This window comes from Curtobacterium flaccumfaciens (assembly GCF_051548005.1).
Lineage (GTDB): Bacteria > Actinomycetota > Actinomycetes > Actinomycetales > Microbacteriaceae > Curtobacterium.
The window spans coordinates 1-22,387 of the sequence record NZ_JBPUGH010000040.1; the positions used below are offsets into that span (position 1 = coordinate 1).

Genomic DNA, 22,387 nt, shown 5'->3' on the forward strand with positions numbered 1-22,387 from the left:
GACCCGCACCGAGCCTCCAGGCCTGGTCGCGTCAGCGACCTACTTCGACCACTTCCACTGCGCGGGGTGGAAGTTCGCGAGGGAGTCCTGGTCGAACCCGGTCAGCCCCTTCTTGACGACCGAGATCTGGTAGTCGGGCTCGGGGAGCCAGATCACCGGGAGGTCCTTCGCGACGGCCGCGCTGTAGTCCTGCACGGCGGTCGAGTCGGTCGAGGTGGTGGTCGCGTCGATGAGCTGGTCGACCTCCTTGTTCGAGTACGACCCGAAGTTCGCCGAACCGCCGGTCTGGAAGAGCGCCTCGCCGGTCGGGTAGGCCGGGAAGTACCAGCTGCCCGCGGTGCCGAAGAAGGAGAGGTCCCAGTCACAGCTGGCCTCGTCGCTCGTGCAGGTCGGGGTCTGCGAGAGGACGCTCGACACCGGCGCGGTCTTGATCGTGAAGCCGATGCCGGTCTTCGCGAGGGAGGACTGGATCGCGCTCATCATGTTGTCGGTGACGGTCGAGCCGGACTGCGAGAGCACGTTCATCGTGAACTTGGTGCCCTTGTCCACGCCCTCGCCGCACTGGCTGTCGGAGGTGCCCGGGTCGGTGCAGACCATCGTGCCGCCCTGCTCCTTCCAGCCGTGGCTGGTCAGGAGCGCCTTGGCCTTCGAGGTGCTGAACGGGTACGGGTTGTCCTTCTGGACGCTCGACACGTAGTCGGACTCCTGCGCCTGCGGGATCGGCCCGTAGGTCGAGGTGGCGGTGCCGTTGAAGACGACCTTCGACAGCGAGGTCTGGTCGATCGACATCTGCACGGCCTGGCGGGCGTAGAGCTGCTTGAAGACCGCGCCCATCGTCGGGTTGTTGAAGTTGTACGGCATGTACGTGATCGCCCAGCCGGTCCAGGGCTGCACCTCGTAGCCCTTGGCTTCGAACGACGCCTTCTGGTCCATGTCGGTGGCGTTGATGTAGCCGTAGTCGACCCCGCCCGAGCGGACGGCGTTGACCTCCGCGTCGGCGGACGTGAAGGGCAGCAGGTTCACGGTCGTGATGGCGGGCTTCTCACCGCCGTCGTACTTCTTGTTGGCCGTCAGGGTGACCTTGCCGGCGGTGGTGAACGCGCTCACGCCGTACGGGCCGGAGATCGTCTTCCAGAGGTCGTCGCTCGCGTAGTCCGAGATCTTCCCCGCGGCGGTGTTGAGGTACTTCCAGACCTGCTTCGCGCCCTCGGTCGTCTCGTCCGCGTTGCTCACCGAGCCGCTCGCGCTCGTCTTGTCCCAGGCGTGCTGGGGCAGGGGGATGATGTAGCTCAGCTGGTTGGCGAGCATCCAGTCGCTGTTGTACGCCTTGTCGAACGTGATCGTGAAGTGCGTGTCGTCGACGGCCTTGAACGAGGTCCAGTCGTCCGGCGCCTTGCCCTCGGAGTAGTTGCCCCACTCGGACTTGTTCGCCTTGATCAGGTTGAACCAGAACTCGACGTCGCGGCTCGTGATCGGCTTGCCGTCGGACCAGTGCCGGTCGCCGAGGGTGACGGTGACGCTCTTCGCGTCGTCGGCGAACTTCGCGTCGGTCGCGATCGACCCGGCCTTGTTCCACGCGATCTTGCCGGTCGAGCCGTTGTACGCGATGAGCGGCTCGTACAGCGACTGTGCGATCGACCCGTTGTTCGTGTTCAGGTGCGCGGCCGTGCCGATCGGGAGGATCCAGTTCGGCGTGAAGTTCGCCGGCAGCGCGTAGTTGATCTCGTCGGCGTTGCTGCTGCCGGACGAGGCGTTGCCGCCTCCGGAGCAGCCGGCGAGCAGCGCGCTCACGGCGATCGCGGCTCCGGTGAGGAGCGCCCAGCGACGGGGCTTGGTCATGTGTGTCTCCTGGTGCGTGGGAGGTGTCGGGGTGTGGAGCACGCGTGCCGGTCGGCACGGGGACAGTCAATGACCAAAGCCGTTGGAAAAACAAACATGTTCGTGTAAATAGTTCGTTTCTGCGGATCGGGCGAAAGGGTGGACGGGTCGATCTGCCGCCTAGGCTCGACGTCGCGGTCGGTGATCGATCGTGTTTCCGCCGGATTGGAGAAAGTCGTGCCGGACCTCAGCGCCCGCGTCCTGGAGCTCGTCGCGTCCGGGCAGGCCTCGAGCCGCACCGAGATCGCGACACTGCTGGCTGCCGCACCGTCGACCGTCTCGCACGTGGTCGCGCAGCTGCTGTCGCACGGGCTCCTCGCCGAGGAGGGCACCGACGTCTCGACGGGCGGACGCCCGCGCAAGGTGCTCCGCATCGGCGGTGCCGACGAGTACGCGGTCGCCGCGGACGTCGGTGGCGGTCACGCCCGCATCGGCGTGGTCCGACCGGGAGGCGCGCTCGAGTCCGTCGCGAACGTCCCGTTCGCGCTCGCCGACGGCCCGACCGCCGGGCTGCAGCGGTTGGCCGGGATGCTCGAGCGGCTCGCCGAGGAGCAGGGCCGCGCGGGACTCCGGGGCGTCGGGCTCAGCCTGCCCGGGCCGGTCGACGTCGAAGCCGGTGTGGTCGACCTGCCGAGCCGCATGCCCGGGTGGAACGGCTTCCCGGTGGCGTCCTGGCTGACCGAGCGGTTCGGGCTGCCGGCGATCGTCGACAACGACGCGAACTGCATGGCCGCCGGCGAGCAGAGCGTGCAGGACCCGTCGCGCCGGCAGACCATCACGATCAAGGCAGGCTCCGCGATCGGGGCCGGGATCGTCATCGACGGCCGGCTGTACCGCGGGTCGACCGGGTCCGCCGGCGACATCACGCACGTGCGCATCGACGCGGCCGGTGACACCCCGTGCTCGTGCGGGAACACCGGGTGCCTCGAGACCGTGGCCTCCGGTGCCGCCCTGGTCCGCATCCTGTCCGACGCCGGGGTTCCGGTCGAGTCCACGGCCGACGTGGTCCGGCTCGCCTCGGACGCGCACCCCGAGGCCACCCGGGCCGTGCGGCTCGCGGGCCGGTACCTCGGCGAGGTCCTCGCGGCGAACGTCAACTTCTTCAACCCGGACGCGGTCTACCTCGGCGGCATCCTGTCGACCCTCGACCCGTTCATCGCCGCCGTGCGGAGCCAGCTGTACGAGAGCTGTCACCCGCTCATGACGCAGCACCTCGCGATCGAGCCGGTGTCGCTCGGCGCCGACGCCGGGCTCGTCGGCGCCGGGCAGTTCGCGCTGCAACGGGGCCTCACCGCCTCGCTCGAGGAGCTCTCGACCCCCATCCCCCAGTCCACCGTCAGGAAGAGGAACGTCCGTGTCTGACCCCGTCTCCCCACGTCGGCCCGTGATCGCGATCGCGGGTCTCGCCATCGAGACCTCGACGTTCACCCCCACCCGGACGCACGCACCGGCGTTCCACCCGGACCGCGGCGACGAGGTCGTGGCGCGGTACCCGTTCCTCGCCTCGTACGGCGACCGGGCCGAATTCCGCGGCGCGCTCATCGGGCACGCCCTCCCCGGCGGCGTGGTCGACCGCGAATCGTACGAGGCGCTGGCGTCGGAGATCGTCGCCCGGTTGCAGGCCATCGGGCAGGTCGACGGCCTCTGGTACGACATCCACGGCGCGATGGTCGTGGAGGGGCTCGACGACGCCGAGACGGACCTGCTCGGACGGATCCGCGCGGTCGTCGGACCGGACGTCGTCGTGTCGGCGTCCATGGACCTGCACGGCAACGTCACGGCCGAGCTCGCGCACCAGGTCGACCTCGTCACCTGCTACCGGATGGCCCCGCACGAGGACGCCCTCGAGACGAAGGAGCGCGCCGTCCGCAACCTCGTCGACGTGCTCACCACCCGACCGGTCGGCGAACAGCGGCCCGTGAAGGCGTGGGTGCCGATCCCCGTGCTGCTCCCCGGCGAGCAGACCTCGACGCGGATCGAGCCCGCGGCCTCGCTGTACGCGCAGGTGCCCGAGGTCGAGGCCACCCCGGGTGTCCTCGACGCCGCGATCTGGGTCGGCTACGCCTGGGCCGACCAGCCCCGTGACCGTGCCGTCACGGTCGTCACCGGCTGGGACCGGGAGGCCGTCGCCGCGGGTGCCGAACGCCTCGCCCGGGCGTTCTGGGACGCCCGCGAGGACTTCGTGTTCGTCGCGCCGACGGGCTCGTTCGACGAGTGCCTGGCCGCGGCACTCGCGCCCGGCGCCGCGCGGCCGTACTTCGTCTCGGACTCCGGCGACAACCCCACCGCCGGCGGCTCCGGCGACATGACGTGGGGGCTGACGCAGGTGCTCGCGAACCCGGCGTTCCGCGCGCCCGACGGCCCGACCGTCATCTACGCGAGTGTCCCGGGCCCCGAGGCCGTCGCCACCGCCGTCGAGGCCGGGGTCGGGGCGACCGTGACCGTGACCGCCGGTGCCGCGGTCGACGACCTGCACGCTGGGCCGATCACGATGACCGGCCGGGTGCACGCCGTCAAGCACGGTGACCGCGACGCCGAGACCGAGGTCGTGCTCCAGGTCGGGTCGGTGTTCGCGATCCTCACGAAGCTCCGGAAGCCGTACCACCACGAGCACGACTTCACCGACCTCGACCTCGCCCCGCGCGAGGCCGACGTCGTCATCGTGAAGATCGGGTACCTCGAACCGGAGCTCTTCGACATGGCCGCGGACTGGATGCTCGCGCTCACCCCCGGAGGCGTCGACCAGGACCTCGAGCGGCTCGGACACCACAGGATCCAGCGCCCGATGTTCCCCTACGATCGGGAGTTCCCGTCGGCGCCCGACCTCGGCGCCCGGATCATCCCGCCGTCGAACGAACCGCTCGGAGCCATCGCGTGACCACCGCCCCCGTCGCCCTCGAGATCGCGGTCACGTCGCCCGCCGGAGCGCTCGTCGCCCGGGACGGCGGCGCCGACCGTGTCGAGCTCTGCGTCGGCCTCGAGCTCGGCGGCCTCACCCCGTCGCAGGCCCTCGTCGAGAGCGTGCACGAGACCGGGATCCCGGCGCACGCGCTCGTCCGCTGCCGTCCGGGCGGGTTCGTGCACGACCGCGACGAGGTCGACCTCATGGAGCGCGAGGTCCGCACGGTCCTCCGTTCCGGTGCGGCAGGAGTCGTCGTCGGTGCCCTCCGTCCCGACCGGACGCTCGACACGGACGCCCTGCGCCGGTTCGTCGCCGCCGCCCGGTCGGTGAGCACCGCCGCGGAGGTCACCCTGCACCGCGCGATCGACCACGCTGCGGACCCCGTCGCCGCCGCGTCGACGCTCGCGGACCTCGGCTTCACCCGGGTGCTGACGTCGGGGGGCGCGCTGACGGCCGCCGCCGGTGCCGCGACGATCACCCGGATGGTCGACGCGGCGGGGCCCGTGCAGGTCATGGCGGGGGCCGGCGTGACCCCTGCGGACGTCCGGGCACTCGTGGCCGCACGGGTGTCCGCGGTGCACCTGTCAGCGAAGCGGGCGGCTCCGGACAGCGGTCACACCGGTGTCCCGATGGGCGGCTCCGACGACGGGTCCGCACACTTCGTGACGGACGGCGAGGTCGTGGCGGCCGCACGGCGAGCCCTCGACACCGGCGCCTGAGCGACGGGGCGGCGGGGCGGCGGGGCGACCGACCACGCCGGACCCGGGTCAGTCGACCGGGTGCTCGACCTCGTAGCGGAACAGTCGGTGGAGGTCCGCCATCCCGATCGGCCCTCCCGGCAGCGGGCAGGTCCGACCGTCGGCACGCAGCCCGTCGAGCACGATGCCGATCTGTCGGCCCAGGATCCGTCCCGCTTCGGCGGGGGGCAGGTTCGAGTAGCTCCCGATGCGGAACGCGGCGAACGTCACGTCGTTCGCGTTGACGTCCGGACGCAGGGTCCCCTCGGCCTGCGCAGCGACGACGAGGGCCTCCAACGCGTCGGCCCAGCCGTCGCTGAACTGCCGCTCGTCGTCGAGGGCGACCATCTTCCGGTTGAGCCGCGGGATCGCCGGGTGCTCCTGGAGGACGTCGACGATGCCGGTCACGAGGGCGACGACGGCATCCCAGGCGGTCGGCTGTACGACGACCCGTTCCTCGACGCGCGCGAACTCCGCCACGAGCCGCACGTACAGCGCCCGGATCACGTCGTCGATGCTCGGGAACCGGCGGTACAGCGTCGCGATGCCCACTCCGGCGTCCTTCGCGAGTTGCGCCATCGACGGGTCGGCGTCGTGCGCCCGCCAGTGCCGCTCTGCCGCCGCGAGGATCGCCTCCCGGCTCCGGCGCACCTCGACGCGCTCGGCTCGGGCACGCTCCGCAGCGGACATGGACCGACCCTAACGCAGCTGTCCGATTCAAGTGGAGAGTTGACTCCGCTTAGCCGGGCACCTATCGTCGCACCCGGCGACGCTGCCGGTGGTCGTCAGGAAGAGTCGGGTCCGTCCCGGCCGCCCTGGTCCTGACGCACGCCGGCCTCCGACGTGTCGCCGACGCGTGCGCGCCCGTTCCCTAGGCGGGTCGCGCGCTCGAGACCGGTGCTGCCGCCGTACCCGAACCGGCGGCATCACCGGTCGGTCGTCAGGGACGTCAGCGGCCCGCCGCCGCGTGGTTCGCGACCTGCGTCGACGAGAGCACGGTGCTGTAGACGGCCGCGTACCGCATCTGCCCGGTGAAGAAGAAGTTCGACGGCTGACCGGGCCACCCGGAGACGGTGTCGTACCCGATGCGCCAGTAGCCGGTGTAGTTCTCGGGCGCCGTGTAGGCCGCGTTCGACGCCACGAGCGCGCCGTCCGCGTAGAGCCGCATCCCGGTGGTGGCCGACATCGTCGCCACGACGTGGTGCCACGCGCCGTCCGTGTAGGCCTTGGGCGAGGTGACGACCTGCGTGGTGCCGTTGAAGGAGCCGAAGACGAGCTGCCCCGCGGTGTTCAGGTACACCTGTCGGTCGTGCTGCCCCGAGGTCGTCACCTGGTTGCTGCCGAACCCGACCAGCATGCCGCCCGCGACGGTGGTCCGGAACCAGACCTCCTCGCTGAAGGTGGTCGGGTTCGCGATCGACTTCGGGGTCGAGACGAAGGTGCTCGAGCCGTTGAGCTGGTACGAGCTCCCGGCATCGCGCGGGCAGGCGTTCGGGTTGGGCGCGACCGCCGTCGCGAGGCCCTGGTAGGTGCCGTTCTGCCCCTTGCCGGACCAGTCGGTGGCCACCGTCGACCCGGTGGCTTCGCCGAGCCGGTAGGCGAACACGGCGTTCGCGGTGTCGGCGCCGACCGCGGCCGAGCAGGTGAAGTACGGCGCGGTCCCCGCGGTGTCCGTGTCGTTCGTGATCCGCGCGCCGAAGGCCGACCGGGTCGGTGCGAAGGCGTTGAACAGGACGACGACGGCGATCGCGAGGACGAGCACGAGCGCGACGACGCGGCCGTCGCGGAGACGACGCCCGACCGCCGCGGACGCGACACCGAGGCCGCTCACGAGGCACGCACCGCGTCGGTCCGTCCGACCGACAGGCACAGCACCAACGGCACGAGGCACGCGGCGATGAGGAGTCCCCAGCCCACCGGGCCGAGGTCGATGTTCGCCGTCAACTGGTAGTGGCCGCTCTTGGTGAGTTCGTGGATCACCATGTGCCCGACCTGCCCGTCGACGAGGTGCAGGGGTTCGGCACCGGGGGCCGTGACGCGGACCGGGAACATGCCCGAGGACACGATGGTCGCGTCGACGGCGGTGTGGTCGGCGGTGTTCGTGATCGTCGTCACGTTGACGAACGGCTTCAGGACGAACGCGGCGTAGGAGACGGTGAGCGCACCCCCCGCGATGCGGAGGCACGTCCGGGTGACGCGGTCGGTGAAGACGCTCGTGAGCGTCCAGATCACCAGTGTGCCGATGAGCAGGAGCGGGGCCGCACGGAACAGCCAGCCGAGGTGCGGGACGAGGAGCACCGGCGAGCCGATGACGTCGGCCTGCGTGAGCGTCCACGGGTCGGTCGCACCGTTGATGTCACCTCGGGTGTGCAGGCCGCCGTCGTGGTCGACGGCGATGATGCGGTGCGTGTAGACGACGCCGGGGTTCGCGGCGGTCTCGAACGTGACGACGTCGCCGACCGCGAGGCTCGACGTGCGGACCGGGAGGTCGAGCACGAGCGTGCCGACCGGAGCCGCTTCGCCCATCGAGGGGGTCTCGACGACGAACCAGCGGCCGCCGGAGCCGAGGAAGAGGACCGCGGCGCCGAGGAGCACGGCGGCGACGACGGCGACGGACCAGGCGAGGACGGTCTCGAAGCGGGTGGCGGTGTGGCCGCCGAGGAGCGGCCGGTCGAGCGTGCCGCTGAGCGGGACTGCTGCGGTCTGGCTCATGTGCTGCTCCGGTCGTCGAGGTGGTGCTGGGTGGGGCGGGGGTGGGGTGATGGGTGGCGACGCTCGGCCGGAGGGGGGTCGGTCGAGCGTCGCCGGTCTGGGACGGTGGGGGCCGTCGCCGGTCGCGGGCGGACTACGCGGTGAAGGTCCAGGTCATCGGGACCGAGGCGGCGAGGCCCTGGTAGGTGTTGCCGGCCGACGAGTCGAGCGTCACGGCGAAGTTGAACGGGACGCTGGCACCGGCTGCCGGGGCGGGCGGCATGGTGAACGCGGTCGAGGCGGCGCCCTTGAAGCTGGCGAGCGTGCCGGTGAAGACGGTGGTCGAGCCGGAGGTGATGACGAGGTTCATCTTCGAGCACAGGTCGGTGGCGCTGCCGTTGACGGTGCCGTTGTTCGACTGCGTGCAGGTCGCGCCCGGGGTCAGCGTGAAGGTGGCGGCGTTCGCAGTGCCGGTGTTCTTGATCGAGATCGCGGTGTTGACGGTGTTGCCCGGCGTCATCGTCGTGCTCCCGCCGAACTTGTTGATCGTCGAGCAGGTCGCGGCGTTGGTCGAGACCGATCCGCCGTCGGTGCTGGCGCAGGTGACCGTGCCGCCGGCGTTCTGCTCCTGCATGGTCAGGGTGCCGCTGGCGGCGGTGTTGCTGCTGTTGGTGATGCTCGCGGCGAACCCCGACAGCGTGCCGGTGAGGGACAGCGAGAGGAGGACGGCGGCGAAGATGCCCGCGAGCAGGGCGACGGGGGCGAAACGGATCCGCTTCACTGGGGAGGTGCGGGACTTCTTGGACACGGGGAACCTCTTCGGTCTCGGGCGGTGCTGTGGTCTCTGTGGTCTGTGGAGCAAGAGGCTCGGGCTCACTTGCTTCACTCATCAAGATACTCAACCATTCACAAACTTGGCTACTCGTGTACTGTCCCCAATGTGAGGGACGCCAGGACAGACCCCGCTGAGCTGATCAGCGCGTTCGATGCCGTCGTGCGCGCGAACGCCGTCCTGGTCCGGCGGCTCAGTGCCCGCGCGGGGGTGCACGAGAACGCCCTCCGCGCCCTCGTGCTCATCGACGACACGGGCTACTCGACCCCGACCGAGGTCGCCGGCTACCTGGGGCTCACGTCCGGGGCCGTCACGAACATGGTCGACCGGATGACCGCGGCCGGACTCGTCGAGCGCGCACCGAATCCGAACGACCGCCGCGGGTTCCTCCTGCGGCTGCGGCCCGAGGGCGACGCGGTCGTCCGCGGGTACCGGCAGCGGTACGCCGAGCTGCTCACCGCCGTCGACGCGACGCACGACGGCGACCTCGCCACCCTGCTCAGCGACCTGGCGACGAACCTCTACGAGCAGGCCGGCGCCGCCGGGGGTCGTGAGCCGTGACGGACTGGAGGCCCGTGGCGACGCCGCCACGGGCCTCCCGGCCGTCTCCTGGGTGCGTCAGCCCCAGACGCGCTCCGCGATCGCGACCACACTGCGGACCTTCGCCCACTGCTCGTCCTCGGAGAGGACGTTGCCCTCCTCCGTCGACGCGAACCCGCACTGCGGGCTCAGCGCGAGCTGCTCGAGCGGCGCGTACTGCGCGGCGTCGCGGATGCGCTGCTCGACGACCGCCGGGTCCTCGAGCTCGCCGGTCTTCGACGTGATGAGTCCGAGCACGACGACCTGGTGGCCGTGCGGCAGGAACCGCAAGGGTTCGAAGCCACCAGCGCGGTCGCTGTCGTACTCGAGGAAGAAGCCGTCGTAGCCGGTGTTGCCCAGCAGCTCCTCGGCGACGGGCTCGTACCCGCCGGACGAGATCCACGTCGAGCGGAAGTTGCCGCGGCACACGTGCGTCGTCACCACGAGGTCCGACGGCCGACCGTCGAGCACGCGCCGGACGATGGACGAGAACCGGGCGGCGATGCCCTCGGTGTCGATGCCGCGCTCACGGGCCTTCTCGAGCTCGACGTCCGAGCACAGGTAGGCCCAGGCCGTGTCGTCGAGCTGCAGGTAGCGCACCCCGACGGCGTGGAACGCGGCGATCGCGTCGCGGTACGCCGTGACGAGGTCCTCGGTGATCGCGGCCCGGTCGGCGTAGTGCTCCGTCCGCACCTGGTCGGCGTCGAGCCGGAAGTCGAAGACCGTCGGCGACGGGATGGTGAACTTCGCCGTGACCCCGCGACGGGCGGCCTCCTGCACGACGAACCGGGCGTGCGCGAGGAAGGGGTGGTCGGCCGGGAACGACACCGGTCCGGTCACGCGGAGTCCCTTCGGCGTCGTGGAGACCCCCTGGAACGCGATGCCGTGGTCGAGCTCGACGACCTCGACGCCGTCCAGCCCACCCCAGAAGTCGAGGTGCCACCAGCTGCGTCGGGCCTCGCCGTCCGTGACGACCTGCAACCCGGCGGCCTGCTGCGCGTCGGCGAGCGCCCGCACGGCCTCGTCCTCGACGGCGCGGAGGGCGTCGTCGTCGATCGTCCCGGCGGCGTGGGCGGCGCGGGCCTCCTGCACGGCGGCGGGGCGGAGGTAGCTGCCGACGACGTCGGCTCGGAACGGCGGTCGCGATGACATGCGCCGATGGTACCGAGGCGGAACCACGAGCCGGGAGCCGGGTGCGTCGCGCGGCGTAGTGTGCGCCGCATGCCCGCACTGACCGACACGTTCACCCTGTCCAACGGTCTGCACATCCCGAAGATCGGCTTCGGGACGTGGCAGATCCCGTCCGGCAGCGATGCCTACGACGCCACGAAGACCGCCATCGAGGCCGGCTACCGCCACATCGACACCGCACTCGCCTACGGCAACGAGGCCAGCGTCGGCGAGGCCGTCCGCGACAGCGGTGTCCCGCGCGACGAGCTCTTCATCACGACGAAGCTCCCCGCCGAGGTCAAGACCGCCGCCGGCGCGCGCGACGCCTTCGAGGAGTCCACCAGGAACCTCGACCTCGGCCACGTCGACCTCTACCTGATCCACGCCCCGTGGCCCTGGAGCGACATGGGGTCCGACCACCGCGACGGCAACGTCGAGGTGTGGAAGGTGTTCGAGGAGCTCTACGACGCCGGCCGCACGAAGAGCATCGGCGTCTCGAACTTCATGGTCGCCGACCTCGAGGACCTGCTCGGCCGCACCGACGTGGTCCCGCACGCGAACCAGATCCGGTGGTTCATCGGGAACACGCAGGACGAGACGACCGCGTTCGACCGGGAGCACGACATCCTCACCGAGGGCTACTCGCCGCTCGCCACGGGTGGCCTGCTCGACAACGCGCAGATCCGGGACATCGCGGCGGAGTACGACAAGTCCGTCGCGCAGGTCGCGATCCGGTACCTGCTCGAGAAGGACGTCCTGCCGCTGCCGAAGTCGACCACCCCGTCGCGGATCGCGGAGAACGCGGACGTGGACTTCGTGCTGTCGGCGGAGGACGTCGCGGCGCTGGACGCGCTGGAGGACACGACGGCGTGAGCAGCGGTCGCTGACGCGACCGAGAGACGGACGGGAGGCCCGTGGCGGGATCGCCACGGGCCTCCCGTCCGTCGTCGCGCACTGTTTACATGCCGACGGCCGACGACACGAGGACGAAACAGACGGGCAACGGCCACGACACAGCGCCGCACGACACTCGTACTACCTGTCGCCCGACAGGTACTGCCGCGAAAGGTCTGCAGCCATGCGCTCTCCCGAAGCTCCGCTCCACGCACCACGCGCCACCCCGTCCTCCGGCCCCGTCGCCGGTCCCTCGACCGCCGCCTCCGACCTCGCCGCCCTCGGGTACGAGCAGGAGCTCCACCGCGGCGTCGGGTCGTTCTCGTCCTTCGCCGCCGGGTTCTCGTTCGTGTCGATCCTCACCACGGTCTTCCAACTCTTCGGGCTCGGCTTCGGGCTCGGCGGCGCCGCGTTCTTCTGGGCATGGCCGCTCGTCTTCGCCGGCCAGCTCCTCGTGGCGCTCAACTTCGCGCAGCTCGCGGCCCGCTGGCCGATCTCCGGCGCGATCTTCCAGTGGTCGAGCCGTCTCGCCGGCGCCCGCTTCGGCTGGTTCACCGGCTGGACGATGATCATCGGGCAGATCCTGACCGTGGCCGTGGCCGCCATCGCCGTGCAGGCGGTCCTGCCGTCGATCTGGAACGGCTTCCAGATCGTGGGGGGCCCGGGGGCGAACGCCTCGGTGGCCTCGCCGACGGGGGCCGCGAACGCGGTGGTCCTCGGGCTGGTGATGCTCGTGCTGACGACGGTCGTGAACATCGTGAGCGTCCGGTTCATGGCCCGCGTGACGAGCTTCGGCGTCCTCGTGGAGATCGTCGGCGTCGTCGTCCTCATCGCCGCCCTGTTCGTCCTGCCGCACCGCTCGCCGGCCGTGGTGTTCTCGACCGAGGGGTCGACGAGCACCGAGCCGTACGTCTGGGCGTTCCTCGCGTCGTCGCTCATGGCCGCGTACGTCATGGTCGGGTTCGACTCCGCCGGCGAGCTCGCCGAGGAGACCCACAACCCGCGTCGCACCACCCCGAAGACGATCGTCCGCGCCCTGACCGTCTCGGGCCTCGGCGGCGGCCTGCTCATCGTCGGTGCCCTGGTCGCCGCGCCGAGCCTGACCGACGGCAAGCTCGCCACGCAGGGGCTCGCGTGGGTGATCACCTCGACGCTCGGCGACGTCTTCGGACGCCTGCTGCTCTGCTGCGTCGCGGTCGCCGTCTTCGCCTGCACCCTCGCCGTCCAGACCGCGGGCGCACGGATGGTCTACTCGATGGCCCGCGAGCGCGCGCTGCCGTTCCACCGGACCCTCGCCCGCGTCTCGCCGCGGACCGGCACCCCGATCGCCGCGTCGATCGTCGTCGGCGTCGGCGCCGGGCTGGCCCTCGCCGTCAACATCGGCCAGTCGGCGATCTTCACCGCCCTGTCGAGCCTCTGCATCGCGATGCTGTACCTCGCCTACCTCGGCGTGACCGGCCCCCTGCTCCTCGAGCGGATCCGCACCCGTCGCACGGGCCTGCCGACCGGGGTCGACGAGGACGGGAAGCCGCTGTTCACGCTCGGCCGCTGGGGCATCCCGCTCAACGCCCTCGCCGTGCTCTTCCAGGTCGGCATGGCCGTCAACCTCATCTGGCCGCGGCCGGAGATCTACGACCTCACCGGCAACTCGTGGTGGCTGCAGTACAGCGCGCTCCTGTTCATCGGCGCCGTGCTGCTCATCGGCTGGGCGTGGTCCTCCTGGCGGCACCGGGCACACGGTCCGCTCACCCTCGCCGAGGTGCCGCACACCGCCCCCACCCCGGTCGACGCCTGACGGCACGCGGCACCGCCCCCGCCCAGACCGCCCGCACCACCGAAAGGCTCCACCGTGCGTGACCTCCACCAGACCGACAGCGTGACCGCCTCACGTTCCGACGCCCGCGCGCAGGCCGGTGCGACGTCCGACTGGATGCCGTACCTGCCCGCGTCGACCTCGCCGTTCGCCCCGGACGGCGTCGACCCGGCCGAGCTGGTGTGGGCCGAGACCGTCGCTCCGGGCGGGTACACGCACAAGGTGCTCGCCCGCGGGACCCGCATCCGGTTCGACGACCCGACCGGCGACGCCTGCGCGAACGTCCTCGTGTACAACGCCCTCGAGCCGTGGGAGCGTCTCAACGTCGCGGACACCCAGAAGATCCCGTGGCAGGCGTACCTCGGGCAGGGCTCGCCGCTCCTCAGCGGTGACGGACGGGTCCTCGCGAGCATCGTCGAGGACACCTCCGGCCACCACGACGCCTTCTGCGGGACCACCACCGACGCGTGGAACGACCGGAAGTACGGCGACGCCGCACCGGAGGGTCCGAGCCCGAGCGGCCGGTCGCTCTTCACGAAGGCGGCGGCGAAGCACGGACTGTCGAAGCGCGACCTCCCGCCGAGCGTCTCGTTCTTCCAGGGCGTCCACGTGGAGGCCGACGGCACGCTCACGCCGACGGGCTCGGCCGGACCGGACCGACACGTCACCCTCGTCGCCGAGCTGCCGCTCCTCGTCCTCGTCGCCAACGTCGCCCACCCGCTCGACCCGCGGGCCGAGTACACGGTCGGTCCGCTGCGCGTGCACGCCTGGCGTGGCACGGCGACCAGGGCGGACGACGACCGGGCGACCGCGACGCCGGAACTGCACCGTGCGCACCTCAACTCGATCGACTACGCGGAAGCGCGAGGCCTGTGATGACCCCGACCCTGACCACGACCGTCCCGGTGGGTGCCGTCCACGCTCACGACGTCCCCCTCGACCGGAGCGAGTCCCTCGTCCCCGGCACCGTCGTCCGGGACGACGACGTCGCACCGCTCGCCCCGTGGTCCGCCGTCGTCCGCGCCGGCGAGGTCCTCACGATCGTCGACGTCGGCGGCAACCAGAGCGCCGACTGCCTGGTCTACGACGCGTCCGACCCGGACGAGCGCTACAGCGTGCCCGACACGCTCGCGGCGCAGGGCAACGCGTACGTCCGGACCGGCACGGTCCTGGTGTCCAACGAGGGCCGTCCGCTGATGACCGTCGTCGCGAACGAGATCGACCGGCAGGACACCATCGGTGGCGCGTGCTCGAAGGAGTCGAACACGCTCCGCTACGGCCACCACACGCAGTACCAGCACGGCTGCCGCGAGAACTTCCTCGCCGAGGCCGCACGCCACGGGCTCGGCGCCCGCGACCTCGTGTCCAACCTCAACTGGTTCATGAACGTGCCGGTCGAGGAGGACGGCGCGCTCGGCATCGTCGACGGCATGAGCGCCCCCGGCAAGCGTGTCGCGGTGCGGGCCGAGCGGGACGTCCTCGTGATCGTGTCCAACTGCCCGCAGATGAACAACCCCTGCAACGACTTCTCCTGCACGCCCCTCCGAATGATCGTGGTCCAGCCGTGAGCACCGAACTCTCCACCGACACCGTCCTCGTCGCCAACCGCGGCGAGATCGCCCGCCGCGTGATCCGTTCCGCGAAGGCCCTCGGCATGCGCACCGTGGCCGTCTACTCGGACGCCGACCGCGCCGCACCGCACGTCCGCGAGGCCGACACCGCCGTCCGGCTCGGCCCCGCACCGGCGCGCGAGTCCTACCTGCGCATCGACGCGGTCGTCCAGGCCGCGCTCGACACGGGTGCGGGCCTCGTCCACCCCGGCTACGGCTTCCTCTCCGAGAACACCGCGTTCGCCGCGGCGTGCGAGGCCGCGGGCATCCGGTTCGTCGGTCCGACCGCGGAACAGATCGTCCAGTTCGGCGCGAAGCACACCGCCCGCGAGCTCGCGGCCGCCGCCGGCGTGCCGATGCTCGCCGGCACCGGCCTCCTCGCCAGCGTCGAGGACGCCGTCGCGCAGGCCGAGCGCATCGGGCTGCCGGTCATGCTCAAGGCCACCGGGGGCGGCGGCGGCATCGGCATGCAGGCGTGCGCGACGCTCGACGAGGTCCGGGAGGCCTACGCGAGCGTCGAGCGCACCGCCTCGGCCGCCTTCGGCTCCGCCGGGATCTTCCTCGAGCGGCTCGTCCGACCGGCCCGCCACGTCGAGGTCCAGCTCTTCGGTGACGGCGAGGGTCGCGTCGCCGTGATCGGCGACCGGGACTGCTCGCTCCAGCGCCGGAACCAGAAGGTGATCGAGGAGGCCCCGGCCCCGGCACTCCCCCGATCCGTCCGGGAGGCACTGCACACGTCCGCCCGTCGGCTCGCCGAGAGCGTCGGGTACCGCAGCGCCGGGACGGTCGAGTTCGTCTACGACCCGGTGCGCGAGGAGGCGTCGTTCCTCGAGGTCAACACGCGCCTGCAGGTCGAGCACCCCGTGACCGAGGAGGTGTTCGGCGTCGACCTCGTCGAGCTCATGCTGCGGCTCGCCCGCGACGGTGCCGACGGGATCGCCGACGACGTCTTCACCCGCGCGTGGACCCCCGTCGGGCACGCCGTCGAGGCCCGGCTCTACGCCGAGGACCCCGCGAAGGGCTCCCTGCCGTCGAGCGGACTCGTCACCCAGGCGGTGTTCCCCGTCGCGACCGGTCTGCGCGTCGACGGGTGGGTCGAGACCGGCTCCGAGGTGTCCGCGTTCTACGACCCGATGCTCGCGAAGGTGATCGCCACGGGCGAGACCCGCGACGACGCGCTCGACCGCCTCCGCGACGGGCTCGCCGGGACCCGTGTCGACGGCATCGTCACGAACGCCGGGCTGCTCCGGACGCTCACCGACGACCTCGAGCTCCGGACCGCCACGCACAGCACCTCCACCCTCGACGAGACCGAGGACCCGGACCCGCGCATCGACGTCGTCGCACCGGGCACCATGACGACGATCCAGGACCTGCCCGGTCGGACCGGGTACTGGCAGGTGGGCGTCCCGCCGAGCGGCCCGTTCGACGGCGCGTCCTTCGCCGAGGCGAACCGTGCGGTCGGCAACCCGGAGGGCGCCCCCGCGCTCGAGGTCACCGCGACCGGTCCGACGCTGCGCTTCTCGGCGGGGGCCGTCGTGGCCGTGACGGGTGCCCCGGTGCCGGTGACCCTCGACGGTGCGACCGTGCCGATGTGGGAGCCGGTCGAGGTCGCGGCGGGTCAGACCCTCGCGGTCGGCACCGCCGCCGGACCCGGACTCCGCGCGTACCTCGCGGTGCGCGGCGGCTTCGACGTCCCGACCTACCTCGGCTCGACCGCCACGTTCACCCTCGGAGGGTTCGGCGGTCACGCCGGCCGTGCGCTCCTGGCCGGGGACGTCCTGCGTCCCGGTTCGCCGGACGCGGACACCCCGCACCCGGCGTTCCCGGAGGGCGCCCGGCTCGGTCTCGTCGGCGGCCCGACCCCCGCCGACCGCCGCACGGCCCTGACCGACGCGTGGGAGGTCGCCGTCACCGAGGGGCCGCACGGCGCGCCCGACTTCTTCACGCGCGACGACCTCGACGTCTTCTACGCGACCGACTACGTCGTCCACCACAACTCGGCCCGCACGGGCGTCCGGCTCATCGGGCCCCGTCCTGGTTGGGCGCGGACGGACGGTGGCGAGGCCGGCCTGCACCCGTCGAACATCCACGACACCCCGTACGCCGTCGGGGCGATCGACTTCACGGGCGACACCCCGATCATCCTCGGCCCGGACGGCCCCTCGCTCGGCGGCTTCGTGTGCCCCGCGGTGGTCGCCAGCGGCGACCTCTGGAAGCTCGGCCAGCTGCGACCGGGCGACTCCGTCCGCTTCGTCCCCGTCCGTGAGGCCGACGCCGCCGCGCTCGACGCGCACCGCGCCTCCCGGTCGGTGCCGCGCACCGGAGGCGACGGCGACGACGGAGTCCTGGCGCGCCTCGACGCGACCGACGCCAGGCCGAGCGTCGCGTACCGACGCGACGGCGACGACAACGTCCTCGTCGAGTACGGCGACATGACGCTCGACATCGCCCTGCGGATGCGGGTGCACGCGCTCATGACCAAGCTGCAGGAGGAGGCCCCGGCCGGCATCGTCGACGTCACCCCCGGGATCCGGTCGCTGCAGGTGCACACCGACACGAGCGTGCTGAAGGCGAGCACGATGGCCGGGCTCCTCCGCGAGCTCGAGGACGAGATCCCGCCCACCGACCAGCTCGTCGTCCCCTCACGGACCGTCAAGCTGCCGCTCTCGTGGGACGACCCCGCGACGCGGCTCGCGATCGAGCGGTACATGGCCGGGGTGCGGGACGACGCACCGTGGACCCCGTGGAACATCGAGTTCATCCGGCGGATCAACGGCCTCGACAGCGTGGACGACGTGTTCCGCACCGTGTTCGACGCGAGCTACCTCGTGCTCGGCCTCGGCGACGTGTACCTCGGCGCCCCGGTCGCGACCCCGCTCGACCCCCGCCACCGTCTCGTCACGACGAAGTACAACCCGGCCCGGACCTGGACGGCCGAGAACTCGGTCGGCATCGGCGGCGCGTACCTCTGCATCTACGGCATGGAGGGTCCCGGCGGCTACCAGTTCGTCGGCCGCACCGTGCAGATCTGGAACCGGTTCCGCCGCGGCGGACTCTTCCAGGAGGACCCGTGGGCGCTGCGGTTCTTCGACCGGATCGAGTGGTACCCGGTCGGGGCGGAGGAGCTCCTCGAGCTCCGCGCCGAGACCGACGCCGGCCGTGGGCACTTCGAGACCGTCGACGGCGAGTTCTCGATCGCGTCGTACAACCGGTTCCTCTCCGAGAACGCCGGGTCGATCGCGGACTTCCGCGCGCAGCAGGCCCGCGCGTTCGACGAGGAGAAGGAACGGTGGCGCGCGTCGGGCGAGTTCGACGTCCGGGACGAACCGGCCGTCGTGCTGCCCGACGAGGTGGTCCTGCCCGCCGGGGCGACCGCGGTCACCGCGCCGTTCACCTCGACCGTGTGGCAGGTGGACGTCCGACCGGGCGACCGCGTGGACGAGGGCCAGAAGCTGCTGGCCGTCGAGGCGATGAAGATGGAGTCGATGGTGCACGCACCGGTGGAGGGACACGTGTTGGAGGTCTACATCAAGCCAGGGGACCAGGTGGCGCCGGGGCAAGTCCTCGCCGCGATCGGAGCGGCGGCGTGAGCGGCGGCGACGCGGTTGCTCGCGCGCACGACGCCTTCGACCGCATCGAGGCCGTCGACCGCCCGGAGGTCTGGATCACCCTGCGCGACCGGGCGTCCGTCGTCGCGGAGGCATCGGGCGTCGACCCGACGCTCCCGCTCGCCGGGCTGCTCTTCGCCGTGAAGGACAACATCGACGTGGCGGGACTCCCCACCACCGCGGCTGCCCGTTCCTACGCGTACACACCGACCGAGGACGCCACCGCGGTCGCGCGGCTCCGGGCAGCGGGCGCGGTCGTCGTCGGCAAGACGAACCTCGACCAGTTCGCCACCGGACTCGTCGGCACCCGCTCCCCCTTCGGCGCCGTGCGGAACGCCTGGGACCCCACGCGGATCTCCGGCGGCTCGTCGAGCGGCTCGGCCACCGCCGTCGCCCTCGGGACCGTGGACTTCGCGCTCGGCACGGACACCGCCGGCTCCGGTCGGGTGCCGGCGGCGCTGAACCACCTCGTCGGGGTGAAGCCCACGAAGGGCCTCGTGCCGAACACCGGGGTCGTGCCGGCCTGCCGGTCGCAGGACTGCGTGACCGTGTTCGCGCGGTCGCTGGGAACCGCACGGACCGTCGCCGAGCTGATGGCCGGACCGGACGGGGCGGACCCACTGTCGCGTGCCGACCAGGGCGTGACCGGCCCCGTCCTGCCGACCGTCCCCCGCATCGCGGTCCCCCTGCCGTCGCAGCTCGAGGGGCTGGCTCCCGGCTGGGCCGAGGCCTTCGGGCGGGCCGTCGACCGGTTCCGTGCGCTCGGCCACGAGGTCGTCGAGGTCGACATCGCGCCGCTGCTCGACGCCGCTGCGCTCCTCTACGGGGGTGCGTTCGTCGCCGAGCGGTACGCGGCGGTCGGTGCCCACATCGACGTCCACCGCGACGAGATCGGTGCGGACCTCGACCCCAGCGTCGCGGCGATCGTGCTCGCCGGCGCCACCCCGACGGCCGCGGAGCTCTTCGCGGACCAGGAGCGGCTCGACGCCCTCGGCGCTGCCGGTCGGGCCGCCCTCGACGGCAGCACCGCGCTCCTCACCCCGACCACGACGTGGCACCCGACGCTCGCCGAGGTCGCGGCCGACCCGATCGGCGCGAACAGCCGGATGGGCCGGTACACGAACTTCGCCAACCTGCTCGACATGGCGTCCCTCGCGGTGCCCGCCGGGTTCGTCGACGGGTTGCCGTTCGGCGTCATGCTCACCGGGCCGGCGTTCTCGGACCGCGTGCTCGCCGCCCTCGCGTCGGCGTTCGCGGAGCCGACGGTCGACCTGCTCGTGGTCGGTGCGCACCTCCGCGACCAGCCGCTCAACGGCCAGCTCGTCGCGGCTGGCGGGACCTTCGTCCGCGATGCCCGGACGGCCGACGACTACCGCCTGTACGCGCTCGACACCGTACCGCCGAAGCCCGGCCTGGTCCGGACCACGGCCGCCGCCGAAGCCGGCGCCGGCATCGCGGGCGAGGTCTGGCGCCTCCCCGCCGCCGGCTTCGCGACCTTCGTCGCCGCGCTCCCCGCGCCGATGGCCATCGGCACGGTCACCCTCGCCGACGGGACGGACGTCACGGGCTTCACCGTCGAGCCGTACGCCGTCCAGGGAGCCGAGGACATCACGCACCACGGGGGTTGGCGCGCGTACCGGTCGCAGGCGGTCGGAGCACCCGCGTGACGACCGGCTGCGAGGATGGGGCCGTGCCCGCCGACGACCGCCCCACACGACCCGGACGACCCCGTGCGGTACCGGACGCCGCGCCGGCCCGGAGCCCGCGGGACCAGGTCCTCGACGCGGCCGCCGCCCTGTTCGTCGAGCACGGGTTCGGTGCCACCTCCACCCGGGCGATCGCGGACCGGGTCGGCATCCGGCAGGCCTCGCTGTACTACCACTTCGCCGGCAAGGACGACGTGCTCGTCGAACTGCTCGAGACCTCGGTCCGCCCGAGCCTCGAGGTCGCACGGGACCTCGACGACCGGGTCCCCGGGTCCGTCCCGGCCGCGGTCGCGCTCGCCGCCCTCGTCGCGTTCGACGTCGGCACGCTCGCCGGCACCCCGCACAACGTCGGCACGCTGTACCTGCTGCCGGAGGTGCAGGGCGAACGCTTCGCGGGGTTCCGCGCCGACCGCCAGGCGCTACAGGACGTCTACGGACGCCTCGGCACGCTCGCGGCGACGCCCGAGGTCACCGACGCGGTCACCCCCGCGCAGCTCGGCGGCATCCTCATCCAGCTCGTCGAGACCGTCATCCAGCTCCGCCGCGGCGGCGAGGTGGACGACCGCGACCGCGCCGCGATCACGAGCAGCTGCCTCCGCGTGTGCGGCCTCGACACCGACGCCGTCGCCGAGGCCCGTCGCGGTGCCGGAGCGCTCCTCGCCGCCGTCTCCTGACCACCTCACGCACCTCCCGAGGAGCACCATGACCACTCTCACGCCCACCGCCACCGGCCGACCGCGCCCGCTCGCCGACGCCCTCCTCCCCCGCACGGCCGCCGTGAGCACCGTGCTCGTCGTCGCCGGCGCCCTGCTCACCGCCGGCGCCGCGCAGCTCTCCGTCCCGCTCTGGCCGGTGCCGGTCACCGGGCAGACCCTCGCCGTCCTCCTCGTCGGCAGCGCCCTCGGAGCACGACGCGGCGCGCTGTCGATGACCCTCTACGCGCTGCTCGGTCTGGTCGGCCTGCCCGTGTTCGCCGACGGCACCGCCGGCCCCGGTGTGCTCGTCGGCCCCTCGGGCGGCTACATCGTCGGCTTCGTCGCCGCAGCTGCCGTCGTGGGGTGGGTCGCGGAGCGCTTCGGCGACCGCCGGTTCACCGCCGCGCTGCTCTCGTTCGCGCTGGGCACGATGGTCACGTTCGCGGCCGGGATGTCCTGGCTCGCCGTCTCGCTCGGCACCGACCTGCAGCACACCCTGGAGTACGGGCTGTACCCGTTCGTCGTCGGCGGCGTCGCGAAGGCCCTGATCGGCGCCGGTGTCACCTCGCTCGGCTGGACGGCAGCCCTCCGTCGCCGGAGCACGCCGGGCACGATGGGCTGAGCGCGGGAACAGTCGGCACGTGTCGCCGGTTGCACCCCGTGATGCCGCAGCCAGCGGCAACGACGACGCCCAGGAGGCCAGCATGACCACCACCGAGACCGCCATCCTCGCCGGCGGGTGCTTCTGGGGAGCGCAGCAGCTCCTCCGACGCCGCCCGGGGATCATCAGCACGCGCGTCGGCTACTCCGGAGGCGACACCCCGAACGCCACCTACCGGAACCACGGCGACCACGCCGAGTCGGTCGAGATCGTGTTCGACCCGTCGCAGATCTCGTACCGCGACCTGCTCGAGTTCTTCTTCCAGATCCACGACCCGTCGACGAAGGACCGGCAGGGCAACGACGTCGGCCGCAGCTACCGCTCCGCGATCTTCTACACGAACGACGAGCAGCGGCAGGTCGCGCTCGACACCATCGCGGACGTCGACGCGTCGGGCATCTGGCCGGGCAAGGTCGTCACCGAGGTCGAGCCCGCCGGCGACTTCTGGGAGGCCGAGGAGGAGCACCAGGACTACCTCGAGAAGCACCCGCACGGGTACACGTGCCACTTCGTCCGCCCGGGCTGGAAGCTCCCGCACCGCGACGAGGCGACCGCCTCGGCGTGAATGCACGCGCCTGACGGCGTGACCGCATGACGGACTGGAGGCG

19 protein-coding genes are annotated in these 22,387 nt (G+C 72.0%); 13 read left to right on the forward strand and 6 right to left on the reverse strand.

Going from position 1 to position 22,387, the window contains the following annotated elements; translation table 11 throughout:
• Positions 1-39: 39 nt before the first annotated feature.
• Positions 40-1,839, reverse strand: coding sequence for a peptide ABC transporter substrate-binding protein (locus ACSW7Y_RS07070; RefSeq protein ID WP_438125606.1), 1,800 nt, complete (start codon positions 1,837-1,839; stop codon positions 40-42).
• 216 nt (positions 1,840-2,055) lie between these two features.
• Here ACSW7Y_RS07070 and ACSW7Y_RS07075 point away from each other — a divergent pair, with 216 nt between their 5' ends.
• Genes ACSW7Y_RS07075 through ACSW7Y_RS07085 form a run of 3 tightly spaced genes read left to right on the forward strand, consistent with a single transcriptional unit; the run spans position 2,056 to position 5,499 of the window.
• Complete coding sequence (locus ACSW7Y_RS07075; protein ID WP_438125607.1) at positions 2,056-3,240, forward strand: ROK family protein; 1,185 nt, start codon at positions 2,056-2,058, stop codon at positions 3,238-3,240.
• A complete protein-coding gene (locus ACSW7Y_RS07080) occupies positions 3,233-4,756 on the forward strand; it encodes a M81 family metallopeptidase (RefSeq protein WP_438125608.1) in 1,524 nt (507 codons plus the stop codon). Before ACSW7Y_RS07075 ends, ACSW7Y_RS07080 begins: the two co-directional genes overlap by 8 nt.
• Positions 4,753-5,499: a copper homeostasis protein CutC gene (locus ACSW7Y_RS07085; protein WP_438125609.1), complete on the forward strand. Its 747-nt coding sequence runs from the start codon at positions 4,753-4,755 to the stop codon at positions 5,497-5,499. The genes ACSW7Y_RS07080 and ACSW7Y_RS07085 overlap by 4 nt, the downstream gene beginning before the upstream one ends.
• Positions 5,500-5,547: 48 nt before the next feature.
• Here ACSW7Y_RS07085 and ACSW7Y_RS07090 read toward each other — a convergent pair whose 3' ends face one another.
• The 4 genes from ACSW7Y_RS07090 to ACSW7Y_RS07105 all read right to left on the reverse strand — a co-directional run bounded on the left by ACSW7Y_RS07090 (position 5,548) and on the right by ACSW7Y_RS07105 (position 9,016).
• Complete coding sequence (locus ACSW7Y_RS07090; protein WP_438125610.1) at positions 5,548-6,207, reverse strand: TetR/AcrR family transcriptional regulator; 660 nt, start codon at positions 6,205-6,207, stop codon at positions 5,548-5,550.
• Between the two features lie 259 nt (positions 6,208-6,466).
• Positions 6,467-7,348, reverse strand: a complete 882-nt coding sequence (locus ACSW7Y_RS07095) for a LamG domain-containing protein (protein ID WP_438125611.1) — start codon at positions 7,346-7,348, stop codon at positions 6,467-6,469.
• Positions 7,345-8,229 (reverse strand): S26 family signal peptidase, encoded by an 885-nt coding sequence (locus ACSW7Y_RS07100; RefSeq protein ID WP_438125612.1) that lies wholly within the window; start codon positions 8,227-8,229, stop codon positions 7,345-7,347. The genes ACSW7Y_RS07095 and ACSW7Y_RS07100 overlap by 4 nt, the downstream gene beginning before the upstream one ends.
• A gap of 133 nt (positions 8,230-8,362) precedes the next feature.
• Positions 8,363-9,016 carry a hypothetical protein gene (locus ACSW7Y_RS07105; RefSeq protein WP_438125613.1) on the reverse strand — a complete coding sequence of 218 codons (654 nt, stop codon included), beginning with the start codon at positions 9,014-9,016 and terminating at the stop codon, positions 8,363-8,365.
• A gap of 186 nt (positions 9,017-9,202) precedes the next feature.
• Between ACSW7Y_RS07105 and ACSW7Y_RS07110 the strand changes: the two genes are divergently transcribed.
• Positions 9,203-9,601: a MarR family winged helix-turn-helix transcriptional regulator gene (locus ACSW7Y_RS07110; RefSeq protein ID WP_438125614.1), complete on the forward strand. Its 399-nt coding sequence runs from the start codon at positions 9,203-9,205 to the stop codon at positions 9,599-9,601.
• 57 nt (positions 9,602-9,658) lie between these two features.
• On the opposite strand, the gene ACSW7Y_RS07115 is transcribed toward ACSW7Y_RS07110, so the two are convergent.
• The gene (locus ACSW7Y_RS07115) at positions 9,659-10,771 is read right to left on the reverse strand and encodes a 5-methyltetrahydropteroyltriglutamate--homocysteine S-methyltransferase (protein ID WP_438125615.1); all 1,113 of its coding nucleotides are present in this window, start codon (positions 10,769-10,771) and stop codon (positions 9,659-9,661) included.
• Between the two features lie 69 nt (positions 10,772-10,840).
• On the opposite strand from ACSW7Y_RS07115, the gene ACSW7Y_RS07120 reads away from it, so the two are divergent.
• The 9 genes from ACSW7Y_RS07120 (at position 10,841) to msrA (ending at position 22,344) form a co-directional block, all read left to right on the forward strand.
• Complete coding sequence (locus ACSW7Y_RS07120; RefSeq protein WP_438125616.1) at positions 10,841-11,662, forward strand: aldo/keto reductase; 822 nt, start codon at positions 10,841-10,843, stop codon at positions 11,660-11,662.
• Between the two features lie 205 nt (positions 11,663-11,867).
• Positions 11,868-13,478 (forward strand): APC family permease, encoded by a 1,611-nt coding sequence (locus ACSW7Y_RS07125; protein ID WP_438125617.1) that lies wholly within the window; start codon positions 11,868-11,870, stop codon positions 13,476-13,478.
• Positions 13,479-13,532: 54 nt separating this feature from the next.
• On the forward strand, positions 13,533-14,372 hold the full coding sequence (locus ACSW7Y_RS07130; protein WP_438125618.1) for an urea amidolyase associated protein UAAP1: 840 nt from the start codon (positions 13,533-13,535) through the stop codon (positions 14,370-14,372).
• Positions 14,372-15,064 (forward strand): urea amidolyase associated protein UAAP2, encoded by a 693-nt coding sequence (locus ACSW7Y_RS07135; protein ID WP_438125619.1) that lies wholly within the window; start codon positions 14,372-14,374, stop codon positions 15,062-15,064. Before ACSW7Y_RS07130 ends, ACSW7Y_RS07135 begins: the two co-directional genes overlap by 1 nt.
• Positions 15,061-18,699 (forward strand): urea carboxylase, encoded by a 3,639-nt coding sequence (uca, locus tag ACSW7Y_RS07140; protein ID WP_438125620.1) that lies wholly within the window; start codon positions 15,061-15,063, stop codon positions 18,697-18,699. The genes ACSW7Y_RS07135 and uca overlap by 4 nt, the downstream gene beginning before the upstream one ends.
• Positions 18,696-20,384 carry an allophanate hydrolase gene (gene atzF, locus ACSW7Y_RS07145; RefSeq protein WP_438125621.1) on the forward strand — a complete coding sequence of 563 codons (1,689 nt, stop codon included), beginning with the start codon at positions 18,696-18,698 and terminating at the stop codon, positions 20,382-20,384. The genes uca and atzF overlap by 4 nt, the downstream gene beginning before the upstream one ends.
• A gap of 23 nt (positions 20,385-20,407) precedes the next feature.
• Entirely contained in the window at positions 20,408-21,097 is a 690-nt protein-coding gene (locus ACSW7Y_RS07150) for a TetR/AcrR family transcriptional regulator (protein WP_438125622.1), read from the forward strand.
• Between the two features lie 28 nt (positions 21,098-21,125).
• Complete coding sequence (locus ACSW7Y_RS07155; protein WP_438125623.1) at positions 21,126-21,740, forward strand: biotin transporter BioY; 615 nt, start codon at positions 21,126-21,128, stop codon at positions 21,738-21,740.
• An 82-nt stretch (positions 21,741-21,822) separates the two neighbouring features.
• Positions 21,823-22,344 carry a peptide-methionine (S)-S-oxide reductase MsrA gene (gene msrA / locus ACSW7Y_RS07160; RefSeq protein WP_438125624.1) on the forward strand — a complete coding sequence of 174 codons (522 nt, stop codon included), beginning with the start codon at positions 21,823-21,825 and terminating at the stop codon, positions 22,342-22,344.
• Positions 22,345-22,387: the final 43 nt, after the last annotated feature.

Excerpts from the sequence above, each read along its gene's own strand:
- ACSW7Y_RS07090 (WP_438125610.1), bottom strand. The coding sequence starts at position 6,207 with ATGTCCGCTGCGGAGCGTGCCCGAGCCGAGCGCGTCGAGGTGCGCCGG.
- msrA (WP_438125624.1), top strand. The coding sequence starts at position 21,823 with ATGACCACCACCGAGACCGCCATCCTCGCCGGCGGGTGCTTCTGGGGA.
- ACSW7Y_RS07115 (WP_438125615.1), bottom strand. The coding sequence starts at position 10,771 with ATGTCATCGCGACCGCCGTTCCGAGCCGACGTCGTCGGCAGCTACCTC.
- ACSW7Y_RS07125 (WP_438125617.1), top strand. The coding sequence starts at position 11,868 with ATGCGCTCTCCCGAAGCTCCGCTCCACGCACCACGCGCCACCCCGTCC.
- ACSW7Y_RS07100 (WP_438125612.1), bottom strand. The coding sequence starts at position 8,229 with ATGAGCCAGACCGCAGCAGTCCCGCTCAGCGGCACGCTCGACCGGCCG.
- ACSW7Y_RS07155 (WP_438125623.1), top strand. The coding sequence starts at position 21,126 with ATGACCACTCTCACGCCCACCGCCACCGGCCGACCGCGCCCGCTCGCC.
- ACSW7Y_RS07070 (WP_438125606.1), bottom strand. The coding sequence starts at position 1,839 with ATGACCAAGCCCCGTCGCTGGGCGCTCCTCACCGGAGCCGCGATCGCC.
- ACSW7Y_RS07135 (WP_438125619.1), top strand. The coding sequence starts at position 14,372 with ATGACCCCGACCCTGACCACGACCGTCCCGGTGGGTGCCGTCCACGCT.
- ACSW7Y_RS07120 (WP_438125616.1), top strand. The coding sequence starts at position 10,841 with ATGCCCGCACTGACCGACACGTTCACCCTGTCCAACGGTCTGCACATC.